At 41.8% G+C, this 16,115-nt stretch carries 8 protein-coding genes; 3 read left to right on the forward strand and 5 right to left on the reverse strand.

All coding sequences use genetic code 11. The features are described from left to right. The first annotated feature begins 60 nt into the window (after positions 1-60). The 3 genes from AC5JL8_RS35630 (at position 61) to AC5JL8_RS35640 (ending at position 4,064) form a co-directional block, all read left to right on the forward strand. Entirely contained in the window at positions 61-576 is a 516-nt protein-coding gene (locus tag AC5JL8_RS35630; RefSeq protein ID WP_495884654.1) for a phosphate-starvation-inducible PsiE family protein, read from the forward strand. Between the two features lie 188 nt (positions 577-764). Next, positions 765-2,495 (forward strand): diflavin flavoprotein, encoded by a 1,731-nt coding sequence (locus tag AC5JL8_RS35635; protein WP_495884410.1) that lies wholly within the window; start codon positions 765-767, stop codon positions 2,493-2,495. Between the two features lie 1,350 nt (positions 2,496-3,845). Then, positions 3,846-4,064 carry a hypothetical protein gene (locus tag AC5JL8_RS35640; RefSeq protein WP_495884411.1) on the forward strand — a complete coding sequence of 73 codons (219 nt, stop codon included), beginning with the start codon at positions 3,846-3,848 and terminating at the stop codon, positions 4,062-4,064. 1,050 nt (positions 4,065-5,114) lie between these two features. Here AC5JL8_RS35640 and AC5JL8_RS35645 read toward each other — a convergent pair. The 5 genes from AC5JL8_RS35645 to AC5JL8_RS35665 all read right to left on the reverse strand — a co-directional run bounded on the left by AC5JL8_RS35645 (position 5,115) and on the right by AC5JL8_RS35665 (position 16,074). Beyond that, on the reverse strand, positions 5,115-8,003 hold the full coding sequence (locus AC5JL8_RS35645; RefSeq protein WP_495884412.1) for an NHLP bacteriocin export ABC transporter permease/ATPase subunit: 2,889 nt from the start codon (positions 8,001-8,003) through the stop codon (positions 5,115-5,117). A gap of 224 nt (positions 8,004-8,227) precedes the next feature. Beyond that, a complete protein-coding gene (locus tag AC5JL8_RS35650) occupies positions 8,228-10,528 on the reverse strand; it encodes an NHLP family bacteriocin export ABC transporter peptidase/permease/ATPase subunit (protein WP_495884413.1) in 2,301 nt (766 codons plus the stop codon). Between the two features lie 108 nt (positions 10,529-10,636). Further along, a complete protein-coding gene (locus AC5JL8_RS35655) occupies positions 10,637-11,686 on the reverse strand; it encodes a hypothetical protein (protein WP_495884414.1) in 1,050 nt (349 codons plus the stop codon). A 304-nt stretch (positions 11,687-11,990) separates the two neighbouring features. After that, on the reverse strand, positions 11,991-12,296 hold the full coding sequence (locus AC5JL8_RS35660) for a Nif11-like leader peptide family natural product precursor (protein ID WP_495884415.1): 306 nt from the start codon (positions 12,294-12,296) through the stop codon (positions 11,991-11,993). 427 nt (positions 12,297-12,723) lie between these two features. Further along, positions 12,724-16,074, reverse strand: coding sequence for a type 2 lanthipeptide synthetase LanM family protein (locus AC5JL8_RS35665; protein ID WP_495884416.1), 3,351 nt, complete (start codon positions 16,072-16,074; stop codon positions 12,724-12,726). Between the last annotated feature and the right edge of the window lie 41 nt (positions 16,075-16,115).

The following is a 16,115-nucleotide window of genomic DNA, read 5'->3' on the forward strand; positions in this document are numbered from 1 at the left end:
TCCCCAATCCCCAATCCCCAATCCCCAATCCCCAATCCCCAATCCCCAATCCCCATTTATATGTTCAAACCTGTTGCCGAAGATAGCCCAATTTCTGTTTACGAAATTAATCGGGGTCGCATTGTTCGCACCTTGGAGTTTATTCAAGATGTGATTGTGATTTCCCTATGTATCGGTTTATTTAGCTTTATGGCAATTCAGGTGTGGGATATGTTTCTCTCCCTGCTTCCTCCTTTAGATTTTCACGTTGTTACTGCCGATATCTTGTTTTTGCTGATTTTAGTTGAGTTATTTCGGCTGTTGATTATCTACCTGCAAGAACAACGCATTTCTATAGGTGTAGCAGTGGAAGTCTCCATCGTCTCTGCTTTACGAGAGGTCATTGTCAAAGGCGTACTAGAAACCAATTGGAGTCAAGTTTTAGCCACTTGTGCCTTCTTATTAGTGCTGGGAATCCTGTTAATTGTGCGAGTTTGGCTACCCCCCACTTTTGAAGGTATTGACCCAGAACAACGGATACTTAAACGCTATCAAAATCGCACTCAGCAAGAATTAGCACAAACAAATGGACGTTAGTTAACAGGCTAGGGGCTAGAAACAAACAAAGATAAGCTTACCCCGACCTGAAGGTGCGGGGCTTTAGCCTCAGATTTGAATTATCGGAAAGAGAGACAATTGCCCCCCTAATTGACAACTAAAACCCGGACTTTCAGGAAGGCTTACAGACTTCCCCAAAGCAGCATTCCCACCTTAAGGAGATGATTATGACCGTTGCCACATTCAGCCGCCCCAGAGATGTACAAGTTGCAGATATTGGCGAACATACGCTGATTTTGCGATCGCGCACTTGGGAGCGCCTAAAATTTGAAGTTGAGTATTCGCGTCAACGGGGAACTACAGCCAATTCTTACCTTATCCAGGCTGACAAAAAAGCTTTAATTGACCCTCCTGGTGAATCTTTCACGGCAATTTATCTAGAGCAACTAGCCCAACATCTCGACTTGGCAACCCTTGATTACATTATTCTTGGTCACGTCAACCCCAACCGCCGAGTTACTCTGGAAAAGTTATTTTCCCTCGCACCGCAAGCTACCTTGATTTGCTCCCGCCCGGCGGCTAATGCCCTGAAAACTGCTTTTCCTGAGTGGGAATCACGTATTCAAGCTGTCCGTTTTGAGGATACTTTGGACTTAGGACAAGGCCACCAGCTAACATTTATCACAGTGCCTACTCCTCGTTGGCCTGATGGACTTTGTACCTACGACCCTGCACCCAAAATTCTCTACACAGACAAATTTTTTGGCGCTCATATTTGCGAAGATACGTTATTTGACGAAGACTGGAAAAAATTAGACGCGGAACGTCGTTATTACTTCGACTGTCTTCATGCACCCCAAGCCAAACAAGTGGAAGCCGCTTTAGATAAATTGGCAGTGTTGGGAGCTAGATGTTATGCCGCTGGACATGGGCCAGTCGTGCGTTACAGCCTGAGTCGTTTTACCTATGATTACCGCCAGTGGTGTCAAGGGCAGAAATCTCAAGATTTAAGCGTTGCCTTGCTTTATACTTCTGCTTATGGGAATACAGGAATTTTAGCTCAGGCGATCGCTCAAGGTTTAATTGAAAATGATATCAATGTCGAGTCCATCAATTGTGAACTCGCAGAACCCGCAGAGATTACCCGTATTGTCGAAGCGTGCGATGGATTAATTATCGGTTCTCCCACCTTAGGCGGTCATGCACCAACACAAATCCAAACTGCTTTAGGTATAGTCCTTTCAACGGCGGCGAAAACTAAGTTAGCCGGAGTTTTTGGTTCCTATGGTTGGAGTGGGGAAGCCATAGATTTAATCGAAAGTAAGCTCAAAGATGCCAACTACCGTTTAGGCTTTGAAACAATTAGAGTACGCTTTAGTCCTACACCAGAAATTCTCCAACAGTGTCAAGCCGCAGGAGCTACCTTTGCCCAAACCTTAAAGAAAACTAAGAAACTGCGTACTCCCCGCCAAGTAGTTCCCGAAGCTAAAATAGACCGTACCGAACAAGCAGTAGGACGGATAATTGGTTCCTTGTGTGTAGTCACCACCCGCGACCAAGAAAGCCACAAAGGTATTTTAACTTCATGGATATCTCAAGCAACATTTAACCCACCAGGAATTATGATTGCGATCGCCCAAGAGCAAAATGCCGATTTGATGCGTCATCCTGGCGATAAATTTGTGCTGAATATCCTCAAAGAAGGCAGAAATGTCCGCCGCTATTTCTCCCGCCAAAGCACATTAGAAGATAATCCCTTTACCCATCTGGAGACAAAAACAGCTGATAATGGCTGTTTAATTCTAACTGAGGCATTAGCCTATTTAGAATGCACCGTCACAAACCAACTTGAATGCGGTGACAGATGGTTAATTTATGCCGTAATTGATAAAGGAGAAGTATTAGAAAATGATGGGGTGACTGCCGTTGAACATCGCAAATCAGGCACTCATTATTAACATCTGTTCGGTGATCTTTGTACCGTAGACATCTTCAAAGCTGTCGTATCAAGATAATGAATGGTTGTCCATCATCTCGTGTAAGAAATGTTTGTAGCTGGTGGAAACCTGCTTTTTTCTATGCTTTTAGGGCGCGTTCATTGAATGCTGCCACTGTAATGCGATCATTGTGTGAGAACTTGTAAAGCAAGCAATTAAACTGTTACTTGCATAATACTAGGTAATCACTGGCAAACAAGTTGACCAGAAAAGGACGAGGGGAGTGGGGGAATTAGGGACAACGAGCAAGAATTGTTTATAGTTCTTTCAGCTTGTCCCCTTGTCTCCTTGACCGCCCCATCCTCTTCTTTAGGACTTACGCACTGAAGTCTGAAACCCTGATCCCCCCTAACCCCCCTTAAAAAAGGGGGAACGTCTAAAGCCCCCGGGAGGGGGTTGGGGGATCTGAGTGCGTAAATTCTGTTCTTGACTAAACACGAGGGCTGAGGCCAATACGGTTCGGTTTAGAAAGTTATGTGTTGAGCCAAACAATATGCTTTAAATCGCTTGGCTCTTTAGTATGTAATCCCATCCAGGTACTGGAGCAACATGGCGAAGAGTACATAGTTTGTAACTAACAGACTAGCTATTACTATGTGTTGCGTGTTCATCAATGTAACTTTCATAAGCAATGTGATTGATTGTATTGGTTGTTATTCACTAGCGTTATGTCTGAGCATCGAATGGCAATAAATAACTTCATCAGTACCAACGCAAGCCAAGAATTAGCAATTGGCATTGATGTTAGAGACAAACCTTATGTTGGAACAACCTAACTATGTTTATGGATGTTCACATTAGAAACTCAGACAGAGCAATTGTTAACAGCGTGAGAAAAGCATTAAGTTCTTCACTCAGCTTTGATAAACAATTACCTCACAAGTTGTACATTCAAGTTTGAGGAATTAAAGCAGTAAAATTACGGAAAAAGTTAACTCATGCTCTATAAAATTTAAAGGATTGCCCAGTTAAGAAAATCGTAGATATTTGAAGCGCAACTGAGTAAACAGTAACTAGACAAAGAAAAGGGGTGGGTCATATACTCACCTCCAATGAAGAATCACTGCAAGCTATTAGTTTATCTAAATCAAACAAGGCAATTCATTGAATAAATCAATGAAAGCTATAGAAAGGCTGCAACAATCCAATTATGACTATTGTTCAGCCATTTAAATGATAGGAGCTAGCTAATTGTGAAGAAGCAAACTCAACAATAAAAAGGCCTAAACGGAATCTAATGCCTTATCCGGGTGGAACTATGAATTTCGTGAAGCAGTTTGTTGAAGTCAAGTTACATCTGGAGCTAGAACTATGAAACTTTATGCTAATAAGGTTCCCCAAAACCTACCACATTGGGCAACTGTTATATCGAAGAATGCGGATTTGATTGAACTGGAAATAAATGATGAAGACCCTAGTTTTCAATCCCTATTAGAGAAAATAGCAACGGAAATTGAGCCAGGGATTATTGGTGTTAAAGCTATTGACCTATGCTCCACGCTCAGCATTGCAATCTGGGATATTGATTAAAACGCGTACAAGCGATATTTAAATTGATAACTTACTTAAAGTCGAACTATGAACAGTTTTCAGCAGAAGGTATTGGAGTTACAAGAGCAGCTTTACCCTGATAGATACGACTTGCAGAACGGCTTCTCAAAGCATCTCAGCATTTAATAGATATCGAAAAACTCTGGTTTCACTTGGCAATTAATAGTCATTTTCAAATGAATTCTGCTTTTGTTTGAGATATTCGTTGACTTCTTCAGAATCTAACCTTCTAATTCTTGTTTGCGGACGAATTCGTTTTAAAACACCGTTCTGACTATAATAGTCAGCATTTATTTTTCTATAGATGTAAGGTGTAGTTATCCCAGAAAAAGAAAAATGTTCTCCTGTATGGAGTTGTTGAAATATCATAAAAAAGATTTGAGTGAGCAAAACATCCTACAATTGCCTTAAATTTGGGATTTTGTCAAGCTCTTTAACTTGAGTAAAAGCCCAAAAGTTACACTTGTTCTAGGGATTACTCGTTCTAGCAATTATTTAAAGAGTTACTTGACGTAAAAAATATTGATTCTATACTCACTGATATAACTGCTAACATTGATAAAAGTGATTACTGATATTAGCTAAGTTAATCAACTACTCTGTTCACAGAGCGCATGATTTTGGTGTGTTGAGGCTGATTTGAATGGTGGAATTAGCTTTAGTTAATCAATTAATTAACCATAAAACTTTTTTGCAAAAGGTCTATTGAAGATATGTTTCAGTCCCCGTGAGAGGTAATGGTTAGTTGAAACTTGTATAATAATAAGTCTTTAACCCAGACACGATATTAATCTAGGACTTACGCACCCAAGCCTGAAACCCCGATCCCCCCTAGCCCCCCTTAAAAAGGGGGAAACGTCTAAAGCCACGCCACTGAGGGAGTCGGGGAACCCGCAAGGGCGCAGGGCTGCCCCTTTTGAAGGGGGTTGGGGGATCTGAGTGCGTAAGTTCTGTAATCATATATTTGACTTGCCATAATTCGATTTAGTCTGCCAGAAAAAGGGCACAAGCAAAACAAATCACAAGCAGCTACGCCATTTGCCGAGCCATTAACTGAGCGAATAGCCCTTCAACAGCAGCTAACTCTTGAAAAGTTCCTTTTTGTACAACCCGGCCTGCTTGGAGTACATAGATGCGATGAGCATTGCGAATTGTGCTTAGTCGGTGAGCGATCGCTATTCTGGTAACTTGTAACTTATCTAAACTTTCACTGACAATTGCCTGGGTTCTGTTATCGAGCGCACTAGTAGCCTCATCGAATAACAAAATACGGGGTTTTAATGCCAAAGCACGAGCAATCAGCAACCGCTGTCGTTGTCCTCCAGAAAGATTGCCACCCCCTTCACTAATCACTGTATGCATTTCCATTGGCATCGTTGCAATATCATCAGCAAACCCAGACATTCGCGCAGCTTCCCAGGCTTCATCTAGGGTAATCTGAGCGCCACCAGCAATATTATCGAAAATCGAAGCGGCTGTTAGTTGCCCACCCTGCAAAACCACACCCAACTGTCGGCGTACAGCGTCTACATCTAAACCAGATAAGTCTTGCCCATCGTAGTAAACAGTACCAGCTTCAGGAGTTTCAAACCCTAGTAATAAGCGGAATATTGTCGATTTCCCACTTCCAGATCCCCCGACAAAAGCAATGAACTCCCCAGGTTCTGCAGAGATACTCACATCATCCAACGTTAGCGCTCCATCACTGCGGTAGCGAAATGTCACATGATCCACAACAATTCTGCCGATGAGCTTGCCTGGATCAGCTTTACTGAGATTCACTTCCGGTATGGTTGCCAAAATGGGCTGGGTGCGTTGCCACTGAGGGACAACTTGCAAAACATCAGTAACTGTATTGCTCAGGTCTGTGGCTCCCCTAATAAAGTTGCCAAAAGCTGCGTTGAAAGCTAGGAAAGTGCCAAGAGATAATCCGATCGCTCCTGAAGTCTGAGCTTCTTCAAACAAACTAATGGTAAACCAAAAAAGTATTCCAGAAGTTAGCGTGGGCATCAATGTATTGAAAAGTGCCACAAAGTCTTCAAGTTGCTGTGTACTGAGTTCAAGTTTGACTTGCCGAGAGTACTTTTTACTCCAAGAAGCAAAGGCGCGATCCTCAGCGCCAGCAACATGCAGTTTAGAAATTCCGTTGATTAACTGCACCGTCTGTCCAAAAATATCTCCCTGCAATTCCAGCAGTGGACGCACCTTACGGAGAAGGAGTATACCAGAGAGGCTAGTAACAGCGATCGCAACTACTGCTACAGCAACAGCAACTAAGGCTAATTTGAAGTTATAGTAAAACAACTGTCCCAAGTAAAATAGTGCGAACAGACTGGTAATCAAATTTATTAGAGTTTTGCCACTGAGTTGACGACGAATCGTAGTAATCGATGATACGCGAGACTGAAGGTCACCTGTCGTGTACTGACGAAAAAAGGATACAGGCTCCTTAAGCAACCGATCCCAGACAGCTGCTTGAGTGGCAGCGTCAGAAGCCGTTTCCATTCGCAGGATAGCAAAACCTTGAGTTAGCTGAAATAAAGCTATTCCCAAAGCAGCAACTAACAAGCCTAATCCAACTTGCAGCAATAGTCCCCTGTCGCTATCTGGAATTGCGTTGTCCATGATAATTGCAGTTGCTTGGGGTGTGAGCATCCCTAGTAATGTTACGGTAACGCCAGTCAATAAAATAGCAACTAGTTCCCTACTACGTCCTTGAAATGCGAACCGGAGTAAATCCCAAGCTTTGAGCGCCTTATCCGGCAAAGACCGATAAAACATATAAGCAACAGGAGCCAGTGCTGCGGCTCTACTTTCATTTACTCTCAGGCGAGTTTGCTCAACTGGGTCAAATATTTCATAGCTAGTTGCAGATATCGGTAACAGTGCAACTGGCCGGTTGTCCTGCTTGGTGTAGGCTACTAAAGGGCCAGAATCCTTCTCCCACCAGTTGTCCCGCAACAACACCCGTCGCATCCGAATGCGTGAAGCCCGGACAATTGCCTCCAATGGTTCTTTAACCCGCTTGAGGTTCTCCGAGCGAGCCGGAGGGCAGATTTTCACCCCCGAAGCCCTTCCTACCGCACCAGCAGCAACTAACAAAGGTGTGCCTTCGAGGAAAAAGTGCTCGTCTTGATAATTTAGAGTAGATGCTAGCTCCCCTAGAGCCTCCGCTGTGACTTGGCGGTTGAGGCGTTGGCGATCGCGTAAACGTTGTAGTTCATCCTCCGCTTCTTGCCGATCTAAAAGGTCAATAGAGTGTAGAAATTGAGTATGAAATTGTGACAGTCCCAAGAGTAAAGTATCCGAGTTGGAGATTTCGGAAGTAGCAACAGTGGTAAATTGAACTTCCTCTACAGCTTCTAGCCAGATTTGATCGCCCAGACAAAAAGTACCTGCTGCACTTGTCAAAGTCAAATCCTCAAACCCCAAAAAGCGGACAGTCCCTTGCTGAAGCTGTACCCAACAAACAACACCCGCTTCTGGTTGGAAAGTCTGACCAGCGATCAGAGAAAATCGTGCTTGTTCAGCCGCTTTCACCTGAATTATGGGTGTAGCGAACTGAGGTACACTACCAAGTTGCTCTAACCAATTTTCCACCCAAGCGATCGCTCTTGCATCTGCATTTGTTACTAACTCACTGAAGCATTCCTGATGTACTTGTAGCAGTTCTGTCTCTCCAACTGGTACTGCCAAAATCTGGCGGTGCTGATTGCCAGAACTAGCAGCGGTTCCAAAAAGTGCCTCCCCTGTACTACAACTGCATAAATAACGGCGAGTACCTTCGATAACACCATTTTTAACTGTGACAGCAAACAATGCGATCGAGCCAGATTGAATTACCCAAACCTTGTAGGGATCGTCCAGCAGTATCGGCTCATTGCCTGTAATTTGGTAAAGTTGCCCTTGTATCACCATAATTATTTAGTCAATTGTCAGTTGTTAGGTGAGCATCCTAATTTTTCAAAAATCCACGGTACTGACGCAAAAACTCTTTACAACTCTCTTCTATTAGCGCTCTTTGTGTTCTTCGTGGTTCGTTTCTTCATTCTCTGATTCCTGTCGTAACGCAGAATAATAGTAAATTTCAAAATTTGTCCTGTTGTCAGTTGTTACTTATCGCCATGTCTCCCCCTGCTCCCTTACCCTTCCTGCAAAGCTTCCCCTTCAGTGCAGATTAACCGCGAGTACACGCCCTCAACTTCCCACAATTGTTTATGAGTACCTCGTTGCACTACCTTTCCGCGTTCTAGGACGATGATTTCATCACAGTCTCGAATTGTGCTTAATCGGTGTGCGACAATAATGCATGTACATCCGCGCCGCCGGAGATTCTCGTCAATGTTTTTTTCCGTCTCTACATCTAGGGCACTCGTAGCTTCATCCATGACGAGTATTGAAGGGTTATTCACGAAGGCACGGGCAATTTCTAACCTTTGTCGCTGACCTCCGCTTAAATTAGCAGCCCCTTCCATCAGTTCTGCGTCGTATCCCCCAGACATTGAAAGAATTACATCGTCAATAGCCGCATCCTCACAAGCACGGATCAAATTTTTATCTGCGATCGTGGCATCCCAGAGGGTCAAATTTTCCCTTACCGTGCCGCTAAATAGCAAGATATCTTGTTCCACCATTGCGACAGAATTAGTGAGTAATTCGTGGGGAATTTGCTCTCTGGGTTTACCATCAAAGAGAATTTCTCCTGTCCAAGGTTCGTAAAGCCCACTGATGATTTTGGCAACGGTAGACTTACCAGAACCGCTTCCACCTACCAAGGCTACTCGCTGTCCAGGTTTAATTGAGAGATTAAAGTTTTCAATCAGAGGAGGTTCAAGGGGACTATAGCCAAATGAGATGTTCCGCAACTCGACATACCCCTGTAATCTTGGCAGAAGAGATGAGGAAGAATTTACTTCCCCTGCTCCCCTGCTCCCCTCAAGCTCTGCCCCTCTGCTCCCCTGCTCCCCTGCTCCCCATTTTCTCTTCTCCAATTGCGGATCTGTCGGGTTGTCTAGCACATCATCCAGACGGATCAAGTTGCCCTCTAGTTCTTGCAGGGTACTGCCGAAGTTGACAAGATTGTTCACAGGTTCCTCGAAACTCTGCATTAAACCTTGAAAGGCTATAAGCATTCCAATACTGAGGTGTCCATCCATTACCCGTAAACCACCTACAACCAACAGAAGCATCGAAGAAAGGGCAGATAGAAGCGAGGGTAATACTGAGAATGTTTGATTTGTTACGCCCAGTTCTTGCTGAGAATTGAGAGCTTTGGTGTAGTAACCTGACCACCGAGAAAAGAAATCTGACTCTAAGCCTGATGCTTTGAGGGTTTCTATATTTTGCAGAGCAGCAATCGATGCACCAGCAGCTTTACCATATTCTTGTATCAATCGCTGATTAGCATCTACGCGCTGCCGAGAAATCCACTGCAAAGTTAAAACGTTGATAGCAGCAAAGCTAACCACAACCAAGGTTAGTACCCAGTCATACTGAAACATGACCAGTGCGTAAAAAATCACCATCACCGCATCAATGACAGTAGTTGCCAAACTTCCAGAAAGGACATCGGCAACTTGGTCATTGAGACTGGTACGGTTACTGATTTCTCCCGCAAAGCGTTGGGCATAAAAGCTAACAGGTAAACGCAGAATATGCCAGAGAAAGCGGCTCGACATCCCTACAGCCAACTTAGTCTTCAAGCGACGCAGATATCGTAACCGTAGTAGCGTTAGCCACCCCTGAAGTACGGCGGCGATCGCCATTGCTAACAGCAGTGGTCGCAGCCAATCATGCCGTTGCTGTACCAAAATGTCATCTACAAACACTTGGCTAAAGACTGGTACTGCCAAACCGACTAAAGTTAAGAAAAATCCAGCAATTAAACAGTAAACTAAAGCACCAACAGCATTACCTAGCCGTGACAAAAGAGAGAGTATCATGCTAGGTTTGCGACCACCTTTGGTGAACGTTGAACCTGGTTCCAAAACCAGTACTACTCCGGTATATCCTTCGTCAAATTCCTGTAAGGATACATATCGTGGCCCTGTAGCAGGGTCATTTAGATAAACTCGCTGGTGGCGAAACCCCTCTACAACAAGGAAATGGTTAAAGTTCCAAAAGACAATATAAGGAGGACGTAGTTCTTGGAGTTGCTTTAGTTCTTTTTTAAAGCCTTTAGCCTGGAATCCATAATTTCTTGCAGCCTTCAGCATATTTGATGCCTTAGAGCCATCACGGGAAACTCCACAGTCCTGCCGCAGTTTTGGGAGTGGTACTATCCGACCATAGTAACCGAGAATAATTCCCAAAGCAGCAGCACCACATTCCACTGCCTCCATTTGCAGTAGAGTGGGTGTCTTGACGCGCATACTTCTACCTGTAAAGAGTGCTTGCAAGTCCTGTAAAGGATTAGTCGGGATTATTAGGTTAGTAGATACCACTCAAAGACCTCAAAATAAAGAATATATAAATGATGGGAGCGCGTTTTTCGACCTTAACTCGCGCTACAGTACTATCGTTCAGGTTGGAAAAGTATTGTTGTCTGACTTCTATACCGCCGCAGCATTTGCACAGTTGCAGAGTAAAGAGGAAAACTTTTGAGGCAGTTTTTCCCATGTCACCATACTACTGGCAACTTCTCGCCTGACTAATTCTGAGTCAGGTAGAGCAAACTCATCGCACAGGGTAATTAAATCAATAAGAGTTGCATACCAGAGTACGGGTGTATCAGCACGTCCAAAAGCTAGGAAGTTGGATGCACGTCCTAGAAAAGTAGCAAAATCGTTATTTAAGAATGCTTGTTTAATCAGCAACCAGAAATACGCTTGCGGGTGACAGTGGCGGTAATCATCAGTTTCTAAGTGAAAATAAGCGAAACTAACTGCAAACAAGTGACGCGCCAACTGACGGTTTTGCCCTGCTAAGATAATAGCAACTTCACTAGTGATTTCTGCAAACATAACAGCGACCAGCTCTGGGGATTGACGCGCTACAAGCTCATAGCCCCAAATACCTGGAATTGGTAATAGCTCCGATACTCCTTCAAGATAGCTGAGAATCTGACAAGCTAGTTCAAGAGCGCCTTGAAAGCACTTGCGTTGTGCATCGATTCGCACAAGATTATGAGCGAGGTGGATACGATGTAGGAAAAGAATCTCGTAGCCATATTTTTCCTCCAACACCACATCATTGGCGATCGCCTTAAATATTCGGTTACGAGCCTTGTCAAAATCACCACGGCGATAATCAAGGTAAGATTGTGACTGTTCTAGTAAAGACTCATAAAGTAAACTACCCTCCAAAGAAAATTTATTTAATTGCAAAGGTATACGCGCCTCGATAAATGCACACTCAGCCGCCATTAAGTTTCCTTGGCGTGCAGCATTCAAACCTCGCAACCGAGCATTTACAAACTTACTTATCAGCTTTTGGTCTGTTAGTGGCAAGCGAGTTGTAATTAGCTTTACTAAGTGTTCTTCTACTAAATTGTTAGCACTATTTGTTGTATTTTTTATATGTTTTTCATTGCTTCGTCGGCAAGACTCTAGTGTAGTCCGAAGGAGTTCACTGTAGAAATTAGCTCGAAAATTATATGACATACTGCACACTCTTTTTAGTTGAAAATAAGATTTTCATAAAAGCTTATTCAAGAAAGTATAGCTATTCAAAAAAATAAAATTTAAATTATTTAGTTTTTTACAATATTATTTGAATTTACTGTTATTACAAAAAATTAGATGTAACAAAATACAAAGGCTTAAACAAGTATGTCAAACTGTTATAAATTTTTTTTACTCATAATCAGACTTATCCGCAAATTAGTTTCTTAACCTTTATTTATAAGGTTTATAACTTAATTCGCGGATAAATCTCTTGTGAATTGCTTTGCTCAAGATTTAACCTTTAGCACTTACTACCCCAACAGCTGCTAATAAACACACAAAATGTGAATCTAGTATCCATTGGGCATGAACGTCCACCAGCCACAGCCTCTAGATTTTGGTCGCTAAGTTCGGCATTACCTTGCTGAACTCTTTGATTAGTAAAATCTTCAGCTTCTTGAGCCGTGAAAGAATAGCCATTTTCTTGACCTAAACGCGCAGCCATATCATAAAAGCTTTGCGGGTTATCAGCTTGTCCTAACTGCTCTTGCAATTGTTGATTATTTTCAACAACAATGTAAAATTGTTCAACGTTTTGCTTACTCATGATTGTCAATTCCTTTTGGTCAAATATTAATTTACAAAGCGGAAAAACGAAATATTTTTAAGTAGACTTTATACTTCTTTTCTGTTTTTCTGCTCATATTTTTATATTAAATACTCAATCTAATTAAAACAATCGCATTTTTTTAGTTGTTCTCAAATTGTTTTGGTTAAAAAACATAACATCTAAAAAAAGATGCCATGAAAAATTTATGTCTTTTTAAAAATCAAATAATTACATATATGTAGCTGTTCTTATCTAAAAACAAAAAAGTTTTTTTATTTTTTAGATAAGAACAAAATGCTGGATTTCAAAAATTAATCAGGAGGAAGTTGTTGCAATATCTGAGCCGCTAACTAGCGCGACGATGCAAAGCGCAAAATATGAAAGAAATAGTATTTCTTCCCTTACACCCTCACCCCTGTGTTCCTTAGTCCCAAAGCAGTACAGAAGGTAAGGCTTCTGGGAAAGCTAACCGCAACAATTGATAACCAATACCAGTAGAGCCTTGGAAGAAACAAGGGCTAAATACAGGTTTAGGCAAGTTGTCAAATAACTTATAATTTCCTGTTTGTATTGCTCGCCGCACTGTCATAGCTGCGAGTTGTTGAGCTGATTCATACCATTGAGGGTTATTAAGTTTTTGGGCTGCCACTAACATTATTTCTGCACGTCCCAAATTGCCGCAGCAGAGTTGATCTATATTCTGCCAGGCATTCTTCTGAGTAGTTTGCAAGGCCACTTCTATATCATGGAGAATTTCTGGTGTCTGATAAATCGATAAACCTCCTAATCGTCCCAAAGCAATACCAGGAGAGCCATGACACCAAGTTGTCCAAAAAACAGGTGGCGAGGCAGGGTTATAGATGGGAATGATTTCCCGCCAGTTACCAGCAGTAGGGTAGAAAAATTTGTTTTCATAGGCGATCGCACTACGAGCCGCATCTAAATAAGCACTGTCTTGTGTAACTGCATAAAGTCGCAACAGTGAATAGGCGATACCAGCCGCACCATGAGAGAAACCAGTCAAGGGTTTGGAAATTACATTTTTCAGGGTGTAGGCTTTGTGACAATACTCAAGCAAGTGCTGACCGCAGGCGATCGCTCGTTGCAAAACTTCTGGATTTTCTGTTTTTTGCTCAAGTGCTAACAGCCCTAAAATTGCTCCTGCTGCTCCTGAAATGATGTCATACTTGCGATCAAGGGCGATCGTACTAGGTGTTATCAATTTAGCAACTTGTTCAGCATCTTCACATAGATGAGGCAAGTCTAAGAATTGACTGACTTTGACCAAACAATAGATGATAGAACCAAGTCCTGTTGCGCCACCAATTCCCATATCCAAAGCAAAGTTTTGGATAGTCTGGGCATCAGATGTTTGCAAAACTTTTTGTAAAGGCTGTATAGCTTTTAAGGCTAAGTCGCCAAACTGGGTATGCTCTGTACAATGAGTTAAAGCTGCTAAAAACAAAGCAATACCACAATTACCATCGTAGAAACTATACCCCAAAGGCTGAAGTTGAAACCGCTCGGCGTTAGGAACATAGCTCAAACTAATCCAAGTGAGACTACCATCTGTACCTCTGATAGCCCGTTGCTGAATTTCGCTGGCAATGTCGAATGCCTGCCTTTCCAATTGTTCTGGTGTCAAGATTAATGGAACCGAGTTGATTAACTTCTCTGTTACAGAGCTATTGGTTTCAGCTTGCAAAGTCCGCGCTTCTCTAGCATAAAAAGCTAACTGAATAATTTCTATTTGTTGTGCTAGGTCGGTTTCATCGAGCTTTTGCAACCTAGTCAAAACCTGGGATAAACACGGTTCCTGAAAATACTCAGCTATACTTCGCTTTGACCCAAAGGTGAGGTGAGCAGAACCAGCAGAGGCACTAAAGTAAGGAACATCTAACTGCCCTATTGCTTTTAGTTCTTCTGACAAAATTGGCCAGGCTTGTGGCTTGTTATTGTTGCTCAGAAAAGACCTACTCAGGATATCTACTTGTATGCTCCAGTCCAACCCATGTCGGAGAAATTCTGGAGTCATAACTTTACTGAGAGCAATACCATAAATTCTTGTAGGGCGAAAAATGAATCGTACTTCCTGAGAGGCAAATGCAGCAAGGGGGCTATTAGGGGCTAGTAGTGCTTCTCTTTGTCTGATCAAAAAGCGATACATTTGCTCAAAACCGCTAACTAATTCATCAATATAGTTATTAGGCGACAGTGGAACCCCATTTAAAGTAGGAATATTTGCCTCAACAGGTCTGTCAATCTTTTCGTACCCTTGGTACATATTATCCGTGTTGATGTTTCTCCAGACTGGCATCGGTATTGGTACTGGCTGAACATCAACACTACCCAAACCACTAAAATCGTTGGCAATAGAGCTATCTTCATTAAATTGCCACATTGGCAATAGCCCTGTGGTCAATACTGAATCAAACAGTTGATTTGTTGCCGCTGAAGTAGCTGTTTTAGCTAAAAAACTTTCCATCAATTTTGCTTCATGGTGCATCACGGTTTCCATATCAACCAGCACCAAATGTTCAGTACAGGCAATTAAGTTTTCATTGTGACAGTCAGTTGCTCCTAGAACATATAACAGGCAAAGTAACATTCCTGCCCGTGTATAAAAACGTTTTACTGCTGTTTCATCTGCACAGGGAAGTTGTTCTATATACTCTACCCAACCATAATTTTTTTTATTTAAAACTTTGAGAGTTTTGAAGGTTAAATTAGGATAATCAAATTCCTGTTCATCCGTTGAAGTTAATTGTTGATTGCACCATTCTAAAAGTTGGCAAAATATAGCTTCTAATCCTAGATTTTTCGGTTTATATATAAGCTTAAATCCAGATTCAAATGTGAGGCAAATCACAGAGCGATTTTGATTATGTAGGTCAGACAAGCTAGATTTAATTGCTATTACTTTATTAATTGGTAATGTGCTAGATGTATTTTGAGCAAAGAAAAGCTGAATTTCTGGTAAATCAACATTCAGCCTCTCTAAAAATTCGCTAGTTGCTTCTACCCAAAAGTCAATAGTTATTGATATTAGCCTGCCTAATACAGGGTACTTTTGAAAGAATTTCAGCAGCCCGTCAGACAGCAATTTCTCAACAAAACTATGATATCTAACTTGACTAGACGTGCTTTTTGCCTTGTCTATTACTAGATTTAGTAAGTTCTGTCCCAAAGTACGAGAATGAGAAAATTCAAACTCCAAAGTTTTCCCAGTGAGATTAAACAATCTTGCGAGTAAAGCCCGTTCTAAACTCAGATAAGCGGATTCATCCAAAATTCTCAATGGTAAATCTTCTTGAGATAACGAAGTTGAACCTAACCGCTTAAGTAATTTTTGTCTCGCCACCAAAATCAGAGGTAGTAGTATATCTTCAAATGGATAAGGATCTTCTGTAATAAGTGGGTTTAGAGATATTTTTTTTAATTTAAATTCTGAAGCTGTGTGAATGATTTCAGCCAAAGTATTTGTCCAACTTGGCAAGTTTTGATTATTTAAGATAAGCTCTGTTCCTAGTATTTCACGTACTCTTTCAATATTCCATCCATCCCATTCCAAGCGTTTATTGTATTCTTCTTGATTTCCCGAACTCACAACTTTACACCAATTGATAAGGCGTGTATTAGCTTCTTTTATATTAATTGTATTAACATTTATCTCGATACGCTTATCGTTGAGACGTTCCCATATAAATGTGGCTTTACTAACAATTTGCTCTAGGTCAGATTTAGTTGCTATTGTCTGTGCTTGATCTAAGATCACGTTATGAATCCTCCAGTCTATATTTTGTCAACATTATCAAT

Source organism: Mojavia sp., from assembly GCF_059505145.1.